A 17749-nucleotide genomic window follows, 5' to 3' on the forward strand; every position below is an offset into this window, starting at 1 on the left:
GCCGACAACCGGCACCGTTGATCAGGGCAACGTATAGGCAGTCTTCACCACAGTGAAGAACTCGGCCGCGTATTTCCCCTGCTCGCGAGGACCGAAGGAGGACGCCTTGCGACCGCCGAAGGGTACGTGGAAATCGACACCTGCCGTCGGCAGGTTGACCATGACCATCCCGGCTTCGGCATTGCGCTTGAAGTGCGTTGCGTACTTGAGGCTGGTCGTGGCAATGCCGGCGGCCAGGCCGAACGGAGTGTCGTTGGCGACAGCCAGCGCCTCGTCGTAATCCTTCACGCGGATTACGCTCGCAACCGGTCCGAAGATTTCCTCCCGGGAAATACGCATCTGGTTGGTCGCTTCCGTGAAGAGCGTCGGCTGCAGGTAGAAGCCGGGCGTGTCGCGCTCGATGCGCTCGCCCCCGAAGGCGAGCTTGGCGCCTTCCTTCTTGCCGATGTCGATATACTCCATGTCCTGCTGAAGCTGCTTTTCGTCGACGACCGGTCCGATATGGGTTCCCTGCTTCAGGGCATTGTCGACCACCAGGGTCTTGAGCCTTTCGGTCAGCGCCGCGACGAACTTGTCATGAATGCCCTCGGTCACGATGAGGCGGGAGGATGCAGTGCAGCGCTGCCCGGTAGAGAAGAAGCCGGAATTGGCTGCCGCTTCGACGGCGACGTTGAGATCGGCGTCGTCCAGAACCACCATCGGGTTCTTGCCGCCCATTTCCAGCTGGAACTTGCGGTTATGCTCGATGGACGAAAGGGCAACGCGCTTGCCGGTGCCGGTCGAACCGGTGAAGGTGATGCCCGCGAGATCCGGGCTGTCGAGCATGGCCTGGCCGACGACCGAGCCGCGGCCCATGACGAGGTTGAGGACGCCCTTGGGCAGGCCGGCCCGATGCAGGATGTCGACGATTGCCCAGGCGCATCCCGGAACGAGGTCCGCCGGCTTGAAGACGACCGTATTGCCGTAGCAGAGCGCCGGGGCGATCTTCCAAGCCGGGATGGCGATCGGGAAGTTCCAGGGCGTGATGATGCCGATGACGCCGACCGGCTCGCGGGTGATCTCGACGCCGATCCCGGGCCGCGCGGAGGGCAGGACTTCACCCGTCAGCCGAAGGGCTTCGCCGGCGAAGTAGTCGAAGATCTGGGCGGCACGAATGGTTTCGCCGATGGCTTCCGGAAGCGTCTTGCCTTCTTCGCGGGCGAGAAGCTTGCCGAGTTCTTCCTTGCGCGCCAGGATCTCGTCGGCTGCCTTCTTCAGGATGCCGTGACGCTCGAGGATTCCCGACTGGGACCACTTGGGGAAGGCTGCCTTGGCGGCGGCGATCGCTTGCTTTGCATCCTCGGCCGAGCCCTGGGCGTAGGAACCCACGACGTCGTTGGTATCGGAGGGGCTGATGTTGCTGGAGGCGTCGCTGCCCACCCACTCGCCAGCGATGAGGTTTTGATAGATGGTCATGGTCAGCTCCTTGTTTCGTCGATCGGCTGCTGCCTTACGACGTCGAGCCGCCCGGTTCAATAGTATGACTAAATGTTTGCGGACCGCCGTCGCCCTCTGAATTCGGCAGGCGAATTCGAGCTTTGATGGGAAGGTGGTCCGAAGCAAGGCGTGCGAGCGGGGTATCGTGAGCGATTACCGGGCCGAGGATCTCCGGCCGGTTCGCCATGATGCGGTCAAGTGCCAGCACCGGCAGTCGGGAGGGAAAGCTCGGCACCGCGGCCGGCAGGCCAAAGACCGAGGTCAATGTATTGAGGGATGACCGGTCGCCGAGCCGCCATTCGTTGAGGTCCCCCAGCAGGACGGTCGGCTGGTCTTCTCGCGAGTTGAGGAGATCGATGATCATGCGCGTCTGCTGGTGGCGCGACCGGTGCAGAAGCCCGAGATGGGCGGCGATGACGCGCAGGGCACTACCCCCCTTGAACTCGAGTTCCGTGATCAGGGCCCCGCGCGGCTCGAGCCCGGGGAGCTTGACCGGATGAACGTCGCGCACCAGGCCCTCCCGAAAGAAGATGACATTGCCATGCCACCCGTGCGCCTTGGATGCCCTCGAAAGGGGAACGGGCAGGAGACCCGTCTCCCGCTCCAGCCAGTCGAGATCCAGCAGCCCGCGCCGTTCGCCGAACCGGGTATCGGCCTCCTGGAGGGCGATGACATCGGCTCCTATTTCCTTGATGACCTCCTTGATCCGATAGGGATCGAACTTGCCGTCCACTCCAACGCATTTGTGGACGTTGTAGGATGCGATGAGTACGCCCTCGCCATCATCCGGGGGCGCAAACGGGGGACCCTTGCGGCCCTTCCGGTTGCGGAGGGACGCGAGGATACTGGCTGGAAGCGTCTGTCGTTTTGTCCGCATGGTCCTCCGGGCGGTGAGCCGGTCAATTTTGCCCGACACGAGCTTGATGGATCGGGCCTACAGGTAAGGCGAACCCAGCCACAGGAGGCGGTCGAGCAGCCGGGAAGGGAATGACATGTTCTTCAGCCCCTCCAGTGTAACCTGTCTTGCGGAGGAAATCGTAACATCGATCCTTCGTTCCAATCCTTGCGCGAAAGCAGTGTCCATTACTTCGAGATCGACCTCGAAGTTGAGGCGAAGCGAGCGGGGATCGAGGTTCGACGACCCGACGAAAGCCCAGCGGCCATCGATCGCCATCAGCTTCGAATGATTGAACGCGCCCGGAGCACGCCATATCCGGCAATAGTTCTTCAGCAACTGGTCGAACTGCGCCGTCATTGCGCGGTCGACGAGTTTGAGATTGTTGGCTTCTGGCACCACGATATCGACCTGCACGCCGCGCCGGGCCGCCGTGACCAGGGAGGTGATCAGTTCCCGGTCGGGCAGGAAGTAGGGCGAGGCTATTCGGATCGAGCGCCCGGCAACAGAAAAGGCGCCCATCAGCATCTTGTGGTTGGTTTCGATGCTTCTGTCGGGACCGGATGCCACGGCGCGGATCGCCACCGGCTGGCCCGGCTCGCTCGTCGGCGGAGCGATCTGCCACGCCTCGTCGTTCAGAACCTCGCCGCTCGTGAAGCGCCAATCCGAAGCGGCAATGGCAAAAAGGTCCGCGACGACGGGGCCGGTGACCCTGAAATGCGTGTCCAGCGCACTGTTTGCCCCGAAGAACTGACCGGAAAAGGCTTCGCGGATATTCATGCCGCCGGTGAATGCGATGCGACCATCGACGACGAGAATCTTGCGGTGCGTACGCAGGTTGGCATAGGGGAGCCTCAGGCCGGAGATCACGTTGCCGTTGAAGACGTCGACCGTGACGCCGCCCTCGCGTAGCATTCCCAGCACGCTCGGCACCGAATATCGCGCACCGACCGCGTCGATGAGAACCCGCACCGTCACACCCCGGGCAGTGGCAGCGCTCAGGGCCTCGACGAAGCGCCGCCCCACCCGGTCCCGGTCGAAAATGTAGGTCTCAAGGAGGATTGACCTCTCGGCCTCGGCGATCGCCCGCAGCATGGCCTGATAGGCGTCATCGCCGGTGGTCAGCGCTTCAATCGAGTTACCGGAAGTGATGTCGTGCTGGGTTACGCGGTCGCCCAGAACCTTCATGGCGGCGAAGCGGTCGCCGAACCTCTCGGCGATCATCTCGCCCGTCACGTCGAAGGCATCGAAGTGATCGCGCGCATGGCCCAGCAACACGCGTTGCTCGCTGATCGCACTTCTGCGAATGCGGTTGATGCCGGCGATGAAATAGAGAAGGGCGCCGACGAGCGGCGAGAGGATGATGACGCCGACCCAGCCGATCGCCGATCTCACTTCCTCCTTCGTCATCGCCGCATGAACGGCCGCCGACACCCCGAGCACGAGCGAAAGCAGGAAAAGCACGTGGGGCCAGTAGGACTCGATCAATGTCAGCATGACCCGAAGATATAGGTGCGGCCCCGTGCGAGGCAATCGGCCGCGAGACGGTCTCCTCGCGGCCGGTCTGTTAGGCGTCAGGCGGCTGCCAGTTGCGCCGAAAATGCATCGAGCGATGCTTCGAACGTATCGAAGATCGTGTTGATCTGCTCGTTGGAGACGATCAGCGGCGGGCAAAGTGCGATACTGTCCCCGATCGCGCGGCCGATGACGCCCTTCTCGAGCATCAGGCTTGCGAACTTCGGCCCGAGCTGACCCGCGGGAACGCCTTCCCTCGGCTTCAACTCCAGCGCGCCGATCAGGCCGACGCCCCGCGCCTCGATCGCCAGCGGATGGCCTTCGAGGTCCTTCAGCCGCTTGAGGAAGGTCGGGCTGAGCCCGCGGGCATTGCCGACCAGGTCGCGTTCTTCGATGATCGCGAGGTTTTCCAGCGCGACGGCGGCTGCCACGGGGTGGCCGCTGGCTGTGAAGCCGTGGCCGAAGGTCCCGATCTTCTCCGACTCGTCGGCAAGGGGGCCATAGACCCGCTCGTTGATCAGCAGCGCGGAAATCGGCTGGTAGGACGACGACAGCTGCTTGGAGAGGGTCATGATGTCCGGCTGCATGCTATAGGTGGTCGTGCCGAACATCTCGCCGGTCCGTCCGAAACCGCAGATCACTTCGTCTGCGATCAGCAGGATGTCGTATTTCCTGAGGACGGTCTGGATCGCCTCCCAATAGCCCGCAGGCGGGACGATCACGCCGCCGGCGCCCATCACCGGCTCGCCGATGAATGCCGCCACGGTTTCCGAACCTTCCTTCATGATGAGATCTTCGAGATCCTTCGCGCAACGCGCCACGAATTCTTGCTCGGTCTCGCCCTCATTCGCGAACACGCGGTAATGCGGGCAGGTGGTGTGGAAGATGTTGGCGAGCGGCAGGTCGAAGGATCGGTGATTGTTGGGCAGGCCGGTCAGGCTCGCGCTGGCGATCGTGACGCCGTGATAGCCCTTCACCCGGGAGATGATCTTCTTCTTCTCAGGCTTGCCCAGCGCGTTCGACCGATACCACACCATCTTGATCGCCGTGTCGTTGGCTTCCGAACCGGAGTTGGTGAAGTAGACCTTTGACATCGGAACCGGCGCCATCTGGATCAGCTTCTCCGCCAGGTCGACGGAAGGCCCGTGGGTCCGGCCCGTGAAGGTGTGATAATAGGGCAGGATCGACATCTGCCGCGCGGCGGCATCCACCAGTCGCCGTTCCCCGAAACCGACAGCCACGCTCCAGAGGCCCGACATCGCTTCGATATACCGCTTGCCGTTATTGTCGAACACGTAGACACCCTCGCCCCGATCGATGACGAGCGCCCCGTCCCGTTCCAGGGCCCGGGCATTGGTGTAGGAATGCAGCTGGTAGGCCTGGTCGCGGGCCTCGACGGAATTCGGCTGAACGGTCACGATGGTCTCCTTCACAAATCGGTGACGACGTCTTATCGCGAAGCCCGCCCGCCGTCAGCAATCGAAAGCGGCAACAAAGCGCCAGGGCTTATTTCGCCGCCATCGCCGCAACGGGGGGCTCGGCTCCCGCCGGGATCGGACTGGTATAGTCCTGTCCCTTTCGTCGCCGCCTCAGGTCAGCCCAGGCCGCCTCCCGCAATTCCGGTCGCGACAATGCCGCGACGCCCGTCGCCGCCATTACCTTTGCGGCCGCGACCATGCCCTTGTATGCCAACGGGCTCTTTCCCTGGGCCACGACCTGCCATGTGTGCAACTGCGTTCCGACGGCAAGCGTCGGCCCGTAGGCCTGGACCGTGGGCACGACCCAACTCACATCACCCACATCCGTCGAGCCGCCCATCTGCCGGACCTCGCCATGGGCCGGGAGAATGAAATCGGCGAGCGGGATGTCTCGCTCCTCGAGCCGCTCCTGCGCCCAGCTGGCGGCAATATCCCCGGCCGTCAGCGTGGCGCGGATCTCGTTCGCAAACCGGATGTCGTCCGCGTCGAACTCCGGGGCGCCCAGGCCTTCCCAGATACCCTGCATCGCGTCCATCAGCGGCGTGTTGACGATGACGTTGGAAACGCCGGAAAGGATGGTGCTCTGCATCCTCGTCTCGGTCATGAGTGCCGCTCCTTCGGCAACCTTTTTCACTCGCTCGATGAGGGCGAGCAGGCCGCCGAGTTCCGTCGCCCGCACCACATAGCGGACCTTCGCGTAGGCCTGGACGACATTGGGAGAGATACCGCCCGCGTCCAGGATGGCGTAATGGATCCGGTAGTCGGACGGCATGTGCTCGCGCATGTAGTTGATGCCGACATTCATCAGCTCCACGGCGTCGAGGGCGCTGCGCCCGAGCTCGGGTACCGCCGCGGCGTGGGCTGCGCGACCGAAGAATTCGAAGTCTATCCGGCAGTTTGCGAGCGAAGTCTCCCTCTGCACGCCGGCAAAATTGCTGGGGTGCCAGCTGATGGCGATGTCGACGTCATCGAATGCGCCGGAGCGAACCATGAACGCTTTTGCGGCGCCACCCTCTTCGGCGGGACAGCCATAGTAGCGGACCCGTCCGGGGGTGCCTGTGCGCTCCAGCCAGTCCTTAACCGCCGTAGCCGCCAGCAGCGAACCGGAACCCAGCAGGTTATGGCCGCAGCCATGACCGTTCCCACCGGCAACCAGGGGATCCTGGGAGGTGACGCCCGCCTTCTGGCTGAGACCGGCCAGGGCATCGTATTCGCCGAGAAACGCGATGACCGGGCCGCCTTCTCCTGCCTCGCCGATCATAGCCGTGGGTATGCCGGCGACCTCATCCGTGACCCGGAAGCCCTGCGCTTCGAGCATTTCGCGATGGGCCGCAGCCGACTGCGTCTCCATGTAGCAGGTCTCCGGTGTTGCCCAGACCCTATCGCTGAGCTCGATGAACTGCTGTCTTCTCGTATCGACGAAGTCCCAGACTTCCGGATGATTGCCTTTGGCTTCAGTCATCTCCAACGCCCTGTTGCAACGCACACGGGGCCGAACCTAACGAGATTTCCAAAGGCGTGCAAACGCCTGTCGTGCCAAGCGAGTTGCTTCCCGCGCACCAGCTTTACCACAAGTTTAAACCATCTCGACAAGCACGTCTTATTCGCTATGCTCCCGCGCCACGGACCGGCCGTAATTCACCAAGAAATTGCCCGAATTGGGTACAACTTGGCTCTCTGCGGCCCAATCGAGGGATAATAATCCTCGAGTTTGACCAGATGAGTGCCGGAGGATATGGGCCGGACGTAGGAACCAGGGCCGCAAATGCGGTGGCGGTTCCAAGGGGTAAAGCTTGATTGTCGAATGGCTCAAGCCGTTCGCCAGGAGGTGTGACAAGAACTGAAAAGATGCGCGAAGGCGCACGACCACAATATCTCAATCGAACCCGGCCAAGGCCGGTCACCAGAACTCGGAGAATCCCGATGAAACGTACGATTGCAATCGCGGCAGCCCTGCTGTCTGCAACGTTCTTTGCCAGCGCCGCCAGCGCCAAGACCTTCGTCTACTGCTCGGAAGGCTCGCCGGAAGGCTTCGACCCCGGCATGTATACCGCCGGCACGACATTCGATGCCTCGGCGCACCCGATCTACAGCCGCCTGATGGAGTTCAAGCCCGGCACGACCGAGGCTCAGCCGGGTCTCGCAGAGAGCGACGAAGTCAGCGACGACGGCACCGTCTACACCTTCAAGCTGCGGCCGGGCGTCAAGTTCCACACGACCGAGTTCTTCACGCCCACCCGCGACATGAATGCCGACGACGTCGTCTTCTCGCTCGAGCGCCAGATCAACCCGGAGCATCCCTGGAACCAGTACGTTCCCGGCACGTCCTGGGAATATGCAGCCGGCATGGGCTTCCCCGAGCTGATCAAGTCGATCGAAAAGGTCGACGACATGACGGTGAAGATCACCCTCAATCGTCCCGAAGCACCGTTCCTCGCGAATCTGGCAATGCCGTTCGCCTCGATCGTTTCCAAGGAATATGCCGACAAGCTTGAAGCCGAAGGCAAGAAGGAACAGCTGAACCAGATGCCGGTCGGCACCGGTCCGTTCTCCTTCGTCGGCTACCAGCAGGACGCGGTCATCCGCTACAAGAAGAACCCCGATTACTGGGGCGGTGCGCCGAAGATCGACGATCTGGTCTTCGCAATCACCACCGACGCCGCCGTCCGCTACCAGAAGCTCAAGGCCGGCGAATGCCACTTGATGCCGTTCCCGAACGCCGCCGACGTTGAGTCGATGCGCGCCGACGAGAACCTGACGGTCCTCGAGCAGGAAGGCCTCAACGTCGCCTACCTCGCCTACAACACCACGCAGGCTCCGTTCGACAAGCCCGAAGTCCGCAAGGCGCTGAACAAGGCGATCAACAAGCAGGCGATCGTCGATGCCGTCTTCCAGGGCATGGCGACCCCCGCCAAGAACCCGATCCCGCCGACCATGTGGTCCTATAACGACGCCATCGAAGACGATACCTACGATCTCGAAGCAGCAAAGAAGATGCTGCAGGACGCCGGCGTCGAGAACCTTTCGATGAAGATCTGGGCAATGCCTGTTTCGCGCCCCTACATGCTGAACGCACGTCGCGCCGCTGAAATCATCCAGGACGACCTCGCCAAGATCGGCGTCAACGCCGAAATCGTTTCCTACGAGTGGGCCGAATACCTTGACCGCTCCAAGGCAAAGGACCGCGACGGCGCGGTTATCCTCGGCTGGACCGGTGACAACGGCGACCCGGACAACTTCCTCGACACGCTGCTCGGCTGCAACGCCGTAGGCGGCAACAATCGTGCCCAGTGGTGCAACGAGGAGTTCGACGCCCTGGTGAAGAAGGCCAAGGAAACCTCCGATCCCGCCGAGCGCACCAAGCTCTACGAGGAGGCTCAGGTCGTCTTCAAGCGCGAAGCGCCCTGGGCGACCCTGGATCACTCCCTGTCGATCGTTCCGATGCGCAAGGAAGTGACCGGCTTCGTCCAGAGCCCGCTTGGCGACTTCACCTTCGAGAACGTCGATATTGCTGAGTAATCGCGCGTAATTGATGAATCTGCCGCGGGATGCGTTGCGTTTCCCGCGGCATTTGCTTTATGAGCGCCAGAAAAAATAAAAATGAAGTGAAACCACTTCAAGCGCCACGAGCGGGGTCCAACACCTGCCGCGGTTCAAGACACAGAAGGTTTCCTATGTTCGGCTTTCTCCTGCGGCGCTTCGCCGTTCTGATCCCGACGTTTATCGGGGTCTCGATCATCTCGTTCTCGTTCATCCGGCTTCTGCCGGGCGATCCTGTCGCGCTCCTTTCCGGCGAGCGCGTCATGTCTCCGGAGCGACATGCGCAGATCAGCGCCCAGCTCGGGCTCGACAGGCCGCTGATCGTACAATATTTCGATTATCTCGGGGGCATCGTCACGGGTGACTTCGGATATTCGATCGTCTCGAAGACGCCTATTCTCGACCAGTTCCTGGCGCTTTTCCCGGCCACGGTCGAACTGTCGCTCTGCGCGATCTTTCTCGCCATCATCATCGGAATTCCGGCGGGCGTCATCGCCGCCATCAAGCGTGGCTCGTTCTTCGACCATTCGCTGATGGGCGTCGCCCTCATCGGCTATTCCATGCCGATCTTCTGGTGGGGCCTTCTGCTGATCATCCTGTTCTCCGGCACCCTGCAATGGACGCCGGTCTCGGGCCGCATCTCGCTGATGTACTTCTTCCCGCAGGTAACCGGCTTCATGCTGATCGACTCGCTGCTGTCCGGTCAGAAGGGCGCCTTCATGTCGGCGGTCAGCCATCTGGCGCTTCCCTCGATCGTGCTGGCGACCATCCCGCTCGCCGTCATCGCCCGCCAGACCCGCTCGGCAATGCTCGAAGTGCTCTCGGAGGACTACGTACGCACGGCCCGCGCCAAGGGCCTGTCGCCGTTCCGAGTCGTCGGGATCCATGCACTGCGCAATGCGATGATCCCCGTCATCACGACGATCGGCCTGCAGATCGGCGTCATGTTGGCAGGCGCCATCCTGACGGAGACGATCTTTTCCTGGCCTGGAATTGGCAAGTGGATGGTCGACAGCGTCTTCCGGCGCGACTACCCGGTCATCCAGGGTGGCCTGCTGCTGATCGCCGCCGTCATCATGTTCGTCAATCTGATCGTTGATCTGCTCTACGGCCTGATCAACCCTCGTATCCGGCACTAGAAGGAGAAATCCCCATGGCCGATACCCTCACCGATATCGAAAACTCGCCGGAAGTCCTCTCGAGCGCGGCGCTGCGTCGCCAGATGTTCAAGGAATTCTGGTTCTACTTTTCCGAAAACCGCGGCGCCGTCGCCGGCCTCATCGTCTTCGTTGCGCTCGTGCTGGTCGCCATCTTCGCGCCGGTGATCGCCCCGCATTCGCCGTTCCAGCAATATCGCGACGCCATCCTGCTTCCCCCAGCCTGGCTGGAGGGAGGTAACATGAGCTACCTTCTCGGCACCGACCCAGTCGGCCGGGATATCCTTTCGCGCCTGATCTACGGCTCGCAGTACTCGCTGTTCATCGGCGTTTTCGTGACCACGCTGTCACTCACCAGCGGCATCCTGATCGGCCTCATCGCCGGTTACTACCGCGGCTGGATCGACACCGCGATCATGCGATTGATGGACATCATCCTGGCCTTTCCGTCGCTGCTTCTGGCACTCGTGCTGGTCGCGATCCTGGGTCCTGGCCTGATCAACGGCATGATCGCCATTGCGCTCGTTATTCAGCCGCATTTCGTGCGCCTGACGCGTGCGGCCGTCATGACCGAAAAGACGCGTGACTACGTCACCGCGTCGCGTCTCGCCGGCGCCGGTCCGCTGCGTCTGATGTTCCGCACCATCCTGCCGAACTGCACCGCGCCGCTCATCGTCCAGGCGACGCTCTCCTTCTCCAATGCCATCCTCGACGCCGCAGCTCTCGGCTTCCTCGGCATGGGCGCACAGCCGCCTGCGCCGGAATGGGGCACCATGCTCGCGGAAGCGCGCGAATTCATCCTGCGCGCCTGGTGGGTGGTGACCTTCCCGGGCCTCGCGATCCTCATCACGGTTCTTGCGATCAACCTTATGGGTGACGGACTGCGCGATGCGCTCGACCCCAAACTGAAGAGGTCCTGACCATGGCGCTGCTGCAAATCGACAACCTCACCGTTGAATTCGAGACCGCATCCGGCTGGTTTCGGGCCGTCGATGGCGTCTCCCTCTCCGTGGAGAAGGGAGAGGTCCTGGCTATCGTCGGGGAATCCGGGTCCGGAAAATCCGTCGCCATGCTGGCCGTCATGGGCCTCCTTCCCTGGACGGCGAAGATCACGGCGGATCGGATGCTCTTCGAGGGACGTGACCTGCGGAACATCGGTGCGGCCGAGCGTCGCAAGCTGATCGGCAAGGACATCTCGATGATCTTCCAGGAACCGATCGCGAGCCTCAACCCCTGCTTCACGGTCGGCTTCCAGATCGAGGAAGTGCTGCGCATCCATCTCGGGCTGGACAAGAAGGCCCGGCGCGCCCGCGCAATCGAACTCTTCCGGCAGGTGGGCCTGCCCAATCCGGAAGAGCGGCTGAAGCACTTCCCGCATCAGATGTCCGGCGGCCAGTGCCAGCGCGTCATGATCGCGATGGCCATCGCCTGCGATCCCAAGCTGCTGATTGCCGACGAACCTACGACGGCGCTCGACGTGACGATCCAGAAGCAGATCCTCGATCTCCTGATGTCGCTCCAGCAGAAGAACGGCATGGGCCTCATCATGATCACCCATGACATGGGCGTGGTCGCCGAGACCGCCGACCGCGTGGTCGTGCAGTACAAGGGCAAGAAGATGGAGGAGGCCGACGTCTTGTCCCTGTTCGAGAACCCCAAGAGCAACTACACCCGGGCGCTCCTGGCCGCCCTTCCGGAGAACGCCACCGGCGACCGTCTGACCACGGTATCGGAATTCTTCGATGGCAAGCCGGAACCCGTGGAGACACGCGCATGACCGATGCATCCAACAACATCATGCTCGAAGTCCGCGACATCAAGCGTGACTACGAACTGCCGGGCGGCCCCTTCAAGCCGAAGAAGATCGTTCACGCCGTCAAGGGCGTCTCGTTCAGCCTGGAGCGTGGAAAGACACTCGCGATCGTCGGCGAATCCGGCTGCGGCAAGTCGACGCTTGCCCGCATGCTGACCTTCATCGACGAACCGACGTCCGGCGAACTGATCATCGACGGCAAGACGATCGACACACGCCCCGGCCACCTGACCACCGAGATGCGGCAGAAGGTCCAGATCGTCTTCCAGAACCCCTACGGGTCGCTGAACCCGCGCCAGAAGATAGGCGACGTTCTGGGCGAACCGCTCTTGATCAACACCGACATGTCGGCCAAGGAGCGGCGTGAGCGCGCCACCGAGATGCTGGTGAAGGTCGGGCTCGGACCCGAGCACTACAATCGCTATCCGCACATGTTTTCCGGCGGCCAGCGCCAGCGCATCGCGATTGCCCGCGCGCTGATGCTCAACCCGAAGCTCCTGGTGCTCGACGAGCCCGTCTCGGCCCTCGACCTTTCCGTCCAGGCCCAGGTTCTCAACCTTCTGGCGGATCTGCAGGAGGAGTTCGACCTTACCTACGTCTTCATCAGCCACGACCTCTCCGTCGTGCGCTACATCGCCGACGAAGTCATGGTGATGTATTTCGGCGAGGCCGTGGAATACGGCACCCGTGAGGACGTGTTCTCCGACCCCAAGCACGAGTACACCAGGACGCTGTTTGCAGCGACGCCGCGGGCTGATGTGGACTCCATTCGTGAGCGTGTCGCGCGCAAGAAGGCGGCGAACGCAGCCTGATCATTCCGTAAAAAAACGACGCTGGCGGCTCGCCCGTCAGCGTCGGTTTACACGTAAGCCTGGCGGACGCCACGCACCGCCCCTGACTACTTCACCCGCTCGAGGATGGAGACATAGTTGGCAACGGCGGCGCCTCCCATGTTGAAGATGCCGGCCTTTGCGGCATCCGGCACCTGCATGTCGCCAGCCTCGCCGCAGACCTGCATGGCGGCCATGACATGCATGGAAACCCCGGTGGCTCCGACCGGGTGCCCCTTCGACTTCAACCCTCCGGATGGATTGATCGGCAGCTTCCCGTCCTTGGCGGCCAGTCCCTCGCGAACGACCCTGTAGCCCTCGCCGGACTTTGCCAGACCCATCGCCTCGTATTCGATCAGTTCGGCGATCGTGAAGCAATCGTGGGTCTCGACGAGATCGAGGTCATCCAGCGCAAGTCCCGCGTCCGAAAGAGCTTTCTGCCAGGCAAGGCGAGCACCGTCGAAGGTAATCGGGTCGCGGCGCGAAAGGGCGAGGATGTCGTTGACATGCGCTCGGGCACGGAAGGCGACCGCCCGCTGCATCTGCGCCGCCACATCGGGATGGGCAAGCACCAGTGCCGCCGCTCCGTCCGACACGAGCGAGCAATCAGTCCGGCGAAGCGGTGCCGCCACGTAAGGGTTCTTGTCCGAAACGGTGTTGCAGAAATCGACGGAGAACTCCCGCTGCATGTGAGCGTAAGGGTTCCCCATGCCGTTTGCATGGTTCTTGGCGGCGATCATCGCCAGTTCCTCCGACCGGTCTCCATATCGCTGGAAATAGGTATTGGCGATCCGTCCGAAGAGGCCGGCAAATCCTCCCTGGATATCGGCCTCTTCCTCCCTGAACGACGCGCCCAGAAGCACGTCCCCGGTCTCCTCCGTCGACAGCGACGTCATCTTCTCGGCTCCGACAACCAGCGCGACCCGCCCTCGCCCCGATGCAATGAAATCCAGCGCAGAATAGATCGCCGCCGATCCCGTCGCACAGGCGTTCTCCATCCTGACGGCCGGCGTATTGGTAAAGCCGTCAGCCGCCATCGCGACCAGAGCGCCCTGGAAATCCTGCTTCGTGAAGCCGTTGTTGAATACGCCGACGAAGATGCCGTCGACCTCCCTCGCCTCGATGCCCGCATGCGCCAGCGCCGGGTTGATCACTTCCGCCATGAGCTCCCTCGTGGTGGAAGCCTCGGATTTACCGAACTTGGAATGTGCCCAGCCAACGATCTGCGCGGTCGTCATTTTGCTTCTCCTCCTAACGGATCGGCCCGATGATCTCCGGCCTCTCGCGTATAGAGGATATAAGCGGGCGCGAGCGCCAGTCGATACGGTGCTACCCAGAAAGCCCCCTGGTCACGTCCGACCTGGCCAGCCCAGGAACCACGTTGGCGCAGGAACATTGACCGTGTCCTGCCTCTCCATTAGAACGCCGCGACAAGCCCTCGCATGGCAGGGTGCGAACGCTCCGGAGTGAAGCGGATGGCACGACTTCCGCCACGATCGCGGACATCATCCCGAAATATGCGCAGTCCAGCGGATGCCTGGTGGCTCCGCATGGTGCTCGGCGTATTTCTCGCCGCCTTCGCGGGACTGATCGCCAGTCCGACGAACCACGCTCGCCCTGATACCGCTGCGTCCACCGGCGCAAGCAGTTCGGAGATCGCACACCTTTCCAAAAGAGAGCCCTCGCGCTTCGTTGTCGCCGACATCAGACGCGATGGAGTACCGGTTTCCACGTTCGATGATGGCGGCGGCTTCCTGCCGCCCTCGACGCTCCGGTTGCTCCTCCGCGATACGTCCGGCGGCCTCCGCGCCCCGACACCGAGCCGGGCTGCCGGAGCGAGCGCATCTTCATTCGACCCGCGAGCGCCGCCGTCCGCTGCCTGACGCGTGGATGAAGGATCATCCGCAGGGCAGAATTCAGCGCCCCGGCCGCGTGACGCGCCGAGAGGCCGAGCAGGAATAATGACATGAGAAATTCTCCGTGGGTGGTGGCGACTTACGCCTTCATCATTTTTATAGGCACCCTGATTGCCTTGCCGAACGTGCTTCCGCAGTCGGTACTCGACCGGATGCCGTCATGGCTGCCTCACGAGCGGGTATCGCTCGGACTGGACCTGAGGGGGGGCTCGCACCTCGTTCTCGAAGTGGACCGCGCCGATCTGGTCAACGAGCGTCTCCAGAACCTGATGCAGGACGGGCGGCGCATTCTCCGTGAAAACGGCATCGAGACGGCCGGCATTCGTCGCAGCGGCGACACGATTACCGTGACACTGCGCGACCCGGCCCAACGCGGCGCCGCCGTGACCCAGCTGGAAACGCTTTCCAATCCGGTCGGTTTCGGGACCACGGTGGGACAGTCGGACCTGCGCATAACGACGCCGACCGACAACACGATTACCCTGGCCTACACCGACGCTGGCATTACCGCCCACGGCAGTGCTGCGGTGGAGCAAAGCCTTGAGATCATCCGCCAGCGTGTTGACCAGGTAGGGGTCGCCGAGCCGACCATCCAGCGCGTCGGCGATGACCGCGTCCTGGTCCAGCTTCCCGGCGAACAGGATCCCTCGCGCCTGCGGCAGCTGCTGGGCTCCACCGCCAAGATGAGCTTTCACCTGCTCGGCAACCAGGGCGAGCCGGGCGTCACCATGCTTGCCGACGAACAGGGCCAGCAGTTCCCCGTCCTCGACCGCGTCGAACTCTCCGGCGACCGCCTGACGGACGCACGCGCTGCGTTCGACCAGCAGACCAATGAGCCCGTCGTCAACTTCCGCTTCGACACGGCCGGCGCGAGCCGCTTCGCCCAGATCACCCAGGCCAATGTCGGCCGGCCCTTCGCAATCGTTCTGGATGACAAGGTCCTGAGCGCACCCGTCATCCGCCAGCCGATTACCGGCGGTTCGGGGCAGATCTCCGGCGGCTTCAGCGTCGAGGAGGCGAATACCCTGGCGGCACTGCTGCGTGCAGGAGCGCTGCCGGCAAAGCTCACGGTCATCGAGGAACGGACCGTCGGCGCCGACCTCGGCTCCGATGCGATCGAGATGGGCATCTATACCGGTCTGATCGGCTTCGCCCTCGTCGTCGCCTTCATGTTCGTCCTCTACGGCTCGTGGGGCATTCTCGCCAACATCGCGCTGACCCTGAACATCATCCTGACCTTCGCCGGTCTTACCTTGCTCGGAGCGACGCTGACGCTACCGGGTATCGCGGGTATCGTGCTTGGTATCGGACTGGCCGTTGATGCGAACGTGCTGATCAACGAGCGCATCAAGGAAGAGGCGCGCAAGGGCAAGAGCGCCTTCGCCGCGATCGATGCGGGCTTCGCGCGCGCCTATTCCACCATCGTCGACAGTAACGTGACCGCGCTTATCGCGACGGTCCTGCTTTTCTGGTTCGGCTCCGGTCCCGTCCGCGGCTTCGCCGTCACGATGGGTATCGGCATTGCGATCTCTATGTTCACCGCGGTTTCCGTCGTGCGCGTGGCCATGGTGTTCATTGCCAACCGCTACAAGCTGAAGAAGATCGTCATCAAGCCATTGCTTCCGATCAACCTGATTCCGGACGGAACCAGGATCAACTTCATGAAGGCGCGCTTCATCGGGATCGGCGTGTCGCTGGTGCTTTCCTTCGCCTCGATCATCCTGTTCTTCACGCCAGGTCTCAATTACGGCGTGGATTTCCGCGGCGGCATCCAGATGGAAGTCGTGACGGAAGGCGAAGCAGATCTCGCCGCCTTCAGAAGCCAGCTCGGCGAGCTTGGGCTTGGCGAGGTTGCGCTGCAGGAGTTCGGCAGCCCCAATCACCTGCTGGTGCGGATCGAACGTCAGCCGGGCGGCGAAGAAGCCCAGACCGAAGCCGTCGAGCGCCTGCGGGCGGAGGTGGTGGAGATCGATCCGACATCCAAGGTCCAGCGGACCGAGGTCGTCGGACCGAAGGTCAGCGGTGAGCTGGCGACTGCCGGTATCCTCTCCGTCGTCCTCGCCTCGCTGGCGATGCTCGTCTACATCTGGGTCCGCTTCGAATGGCCCTTCGCGGTCGGCGCTATCGTGACGCTCATTCTCGACGTTACGAAGACGGTCGGCTTCTTTGCCATCACCGGCCTTGACTTCAACCTGACCGCCATCGCTGCGCTGTTGACCCTGGTCGGTTACTCGGTGAACGACAAGGTCGTGGTCTATGACCGGATGCGCGAGAACATGCGCCTCTACAAGAAGATGCCGCTTCGCGAACTGATCGACCGGTCGATCAACGAGACCCTGGCGCGAAGCCTCTACACCTCCGTGACGGCCTTCCTCGCCATGCTTCCGATGGCCATATGGGGCGGAAGCGCGGTGGAGAGTTTTGCCATACCCATGGTCTTCGGCATCGTGATCGCCGCGTCCTCGTCCGTCTTCATCGCCGCTCCCATCCTGCTCTTCCTTGGCGACTGGCGCACCCGCCGCGCCAAGGCGACCACGGAAGAGGCGATGCTGGAGGAAGGCGACCGGCCGAAGGAAGCCTGAGGCCTGCACGAGAGCGTTTGGGGGGCGGGTGCATGCATCCGTCCCTTTTTTTGTGAGCCCACAACCTTGAGGAGACGCCACTGGCCGCCTATGCCGCGCTGTTCGCCGCCGCATTTTTAGCCGCGACCATCCTTCCGCTGCAGTCGGAAACCATTCTCGTCGGACTGATCCTGTCGGGCGACTATTCCACGACTGCGCTTATCGCCGTGGCGTCGATCGGAAATACTTTGGGCGCTGTCGTGAACTGGGGTCTTGGCCGGGGGATCGAGCGCTTCCGCGACCGCCGCTGGTTTCCCGCATCCCCTCAAAGGCTTGAGAAGGCCCATGTCTGGTACCGGCGCTACGGAAAATGGTCGCTCCTCCTGAGCTGGCTGCCGATCGGCGGCGACGCACTCACGGTAATTGCCGGCGTTCTTCGGGAGCCGCTGCCGACCTTCCTGCTTCTGGTCTTCATCGGCAAGACCGCCCGCTATCTCGTGCTTGCCGGCGCGACGCGTGGGCTTTTCTAGCTTCGGGGCCGGAAGACCAGCCCGGGGGGTCGAACCGG

14 protein-coding genes are annotated in these 17749 nt (G+C 62.8%); 8 read left to right on the top strand and 6 right to left on the bottom strand.

The window, feature by feature from the left end:
* Positions 1-21: 21 nt before the first annotated feature.
* From ACWGPT_RS12500 to ACWGPT_RS12520, 5 genes are all read right to left on the bottom strand, one after another.
* Positions 22-1455, bottom strand: coding sequence for an aldehyde dehydrogenase family protein (locus ACWGPT_RS12500; protein WP_452605920.1), 1434 nt, complete (start codon positions 1453-1455; stop codon positions 22-24).
* A 34-nt stretch (positions 1456-1489) separates the two neighbouring features.
* Complete coding sequence (locus ACWGPT_RS12505) at positions 1490-2353, bottom strand: endonuclease/exonuclease/phosphatase family protein (protein WP_452605921.1); 864 nt, start codon at positions 2351-2353, stop codon at positions 1490-1492.
* A 57-nt stretch (positions 2354-2410) separates the two neighbouring features.
* Positions 2411-3868, bottom strand: coding sequence for a cardiolipin synthase (gene cls, locus ACWGPT_RS12510; protein WP_452605922.1), 1458 nt, complete (start codon positions 3866-3868; stop codon positions 2411-2413).
* A 77-nt stretch (positions 3869-3945) separates the two neighbouring features.
* On the bottom strand, positions 3946-5304 hold the full coding sequence (locus ACWGPT_RS12515) for an aspartate aminotransferase family protein (protein ID WP_452605923.1): 1359 nt from the start codon (positions 5302-5304) through the stop codon (positions 3946-3948).
* An 88-nt stretch (positions 5305-5392) separates the two neighbouring features.
* A complete protein-coding gene (locus tag ACWGPT_RS12520) occupies positions 5393-6826 on the bottom strand; it encodes an amidohydrolase (RefSeq protein WP_452605924.1) in 1434 nt (477 codons plus the stop codon).
* A gap of 461 nt (positions 6827-7287) precedes the next feature.
* On the opposite strand from ACWGPT_RS12520, the gene ACWGPT_RS12525 reads away from it, so the two are divergent.
* The 5 genes from ACWGPT_RS12525 to ACWGPT_RS12545 all read left to right on the top strand — a co-directional run bounded on the left by ACWGPT_RS12525 (position 7288) and on the right by ACWGPT_RS12545 (position 12686).
* On the top strand, positions 7288-8883 hold the full coding sequence (locus tag ACWGPT_RS12525) for an ABC transporter substrate-binding protein (RefSeq protein WP_452605925.1): 1596 nt from the start codon (positions 7288-7290) through the stop codon (positions 8881-8883).
* A gap of 155 nt (positions 8884-9038) precedes the next feature.
* Entirely contained in the window at positions 9039-10043 is a 1005-nt protein-coding gene (locus ACWGPT_RS12530) for an ABC transporter permease subunit (RefSeq protein ID WP_452605926.1), read from the top strand.
* Between the two features lie 83 nt (positions 10044-10126).
* Positions 10127-10981, top strand: coding sequence for an ABC transporter permease subunit (locus ACWGPT_RS12535; RefSeq protein ID WP_452605968.1), 855 nt, complete (start codon positions 10127-10129; stop codon positions 10979-10981).
* A gap of 2 nt (positions 10982-10983) precedes the next feature.
* Complete coding sequence (locus ACWGPT_RS12540) at positions 10984-11838, top strand: ABC transporter ATP-binding protein (RefSeq protein WP_452605927.1); 855 nt, start codon at positions 10984-10986, stop codon at positions 11836-11838.
* Entirely contained in the window at positions 11835-12686 is an 852-nt protein-coding gene (locus ACWGPT_RS12545) for a dipeptide ABC transporter ATP-binding protein (RefSeq protein ID WP_452605928.1), read from the top strand. Before ACWGPT_RS12540 ends, ACWGPT_RS12545 begins: the two co-directional genes overlap by 4 nt.
* Positions 12687-12772: 86 nt before the next feature.
* Here ACWGPT_RS12545 and ACWGPT_RS12550 read toward each other — a convergent pair whose 3' ends face one another.
* Positions 12773-13942, bottom strand: coding sequence for an acetyl-CoA acetyltransferase (locus ACWGPT_RS12550; protein ID WP_452605929.1), 1170 nt, complete (start codon positions 13940-13942; stop codon positions 12773-12775).
* 279 nt (positions 13943-14221) lie between these two features.
* On the opposite strand from ACWGPT_RS12550, the gene ACWGPT_RS12555 reads away from it, so the two are divergent.
* From ACWGPT_RS12555 to ACWGPT_RS12565, 3 genes are all read left to right on the top strand, one after another.
* Positions 14222-14587, top strand: coding sequence for a hypothetical protein (locus tag ACWGPT_RS12555; RefSeq protein ID WP_452605930.1), 366 nt, complete (start codon positions 14222-14224; stop codon positions 14585-14587).
* A gap of 83 nt (positions 14588-14670) precedes the next feature.
* Complete coding sequence (gene secD, locus ACWGPT_RS12560; RefSeq protein ID WP_452605931.1) at positions 14671-17202, top strand: protein translocase subunit SecD; 2532 nt, start codon at positions 14671-14673, stop codon at positions 17200-17202.
* Positions 17203-17282: 80 nt separating this feature from the next.
* The gene (locus ACWGPT_RS12565; protein WP_452605969.1) at positions 17283-17711 is read left to right on the top strand and encodes a YqaA family protein; all 429 of its coding nucleotides are present in this window, start codon (positions 17283-17285) and stop codon (positions 17709-17711) included.
* Positions 17712-17749: the final 38 nt, after the last annotated feature.

The sequence above is a fragment of the Pseudorhizobium sp. NPDC055634 genome (genome assembly GCF_053618655.1).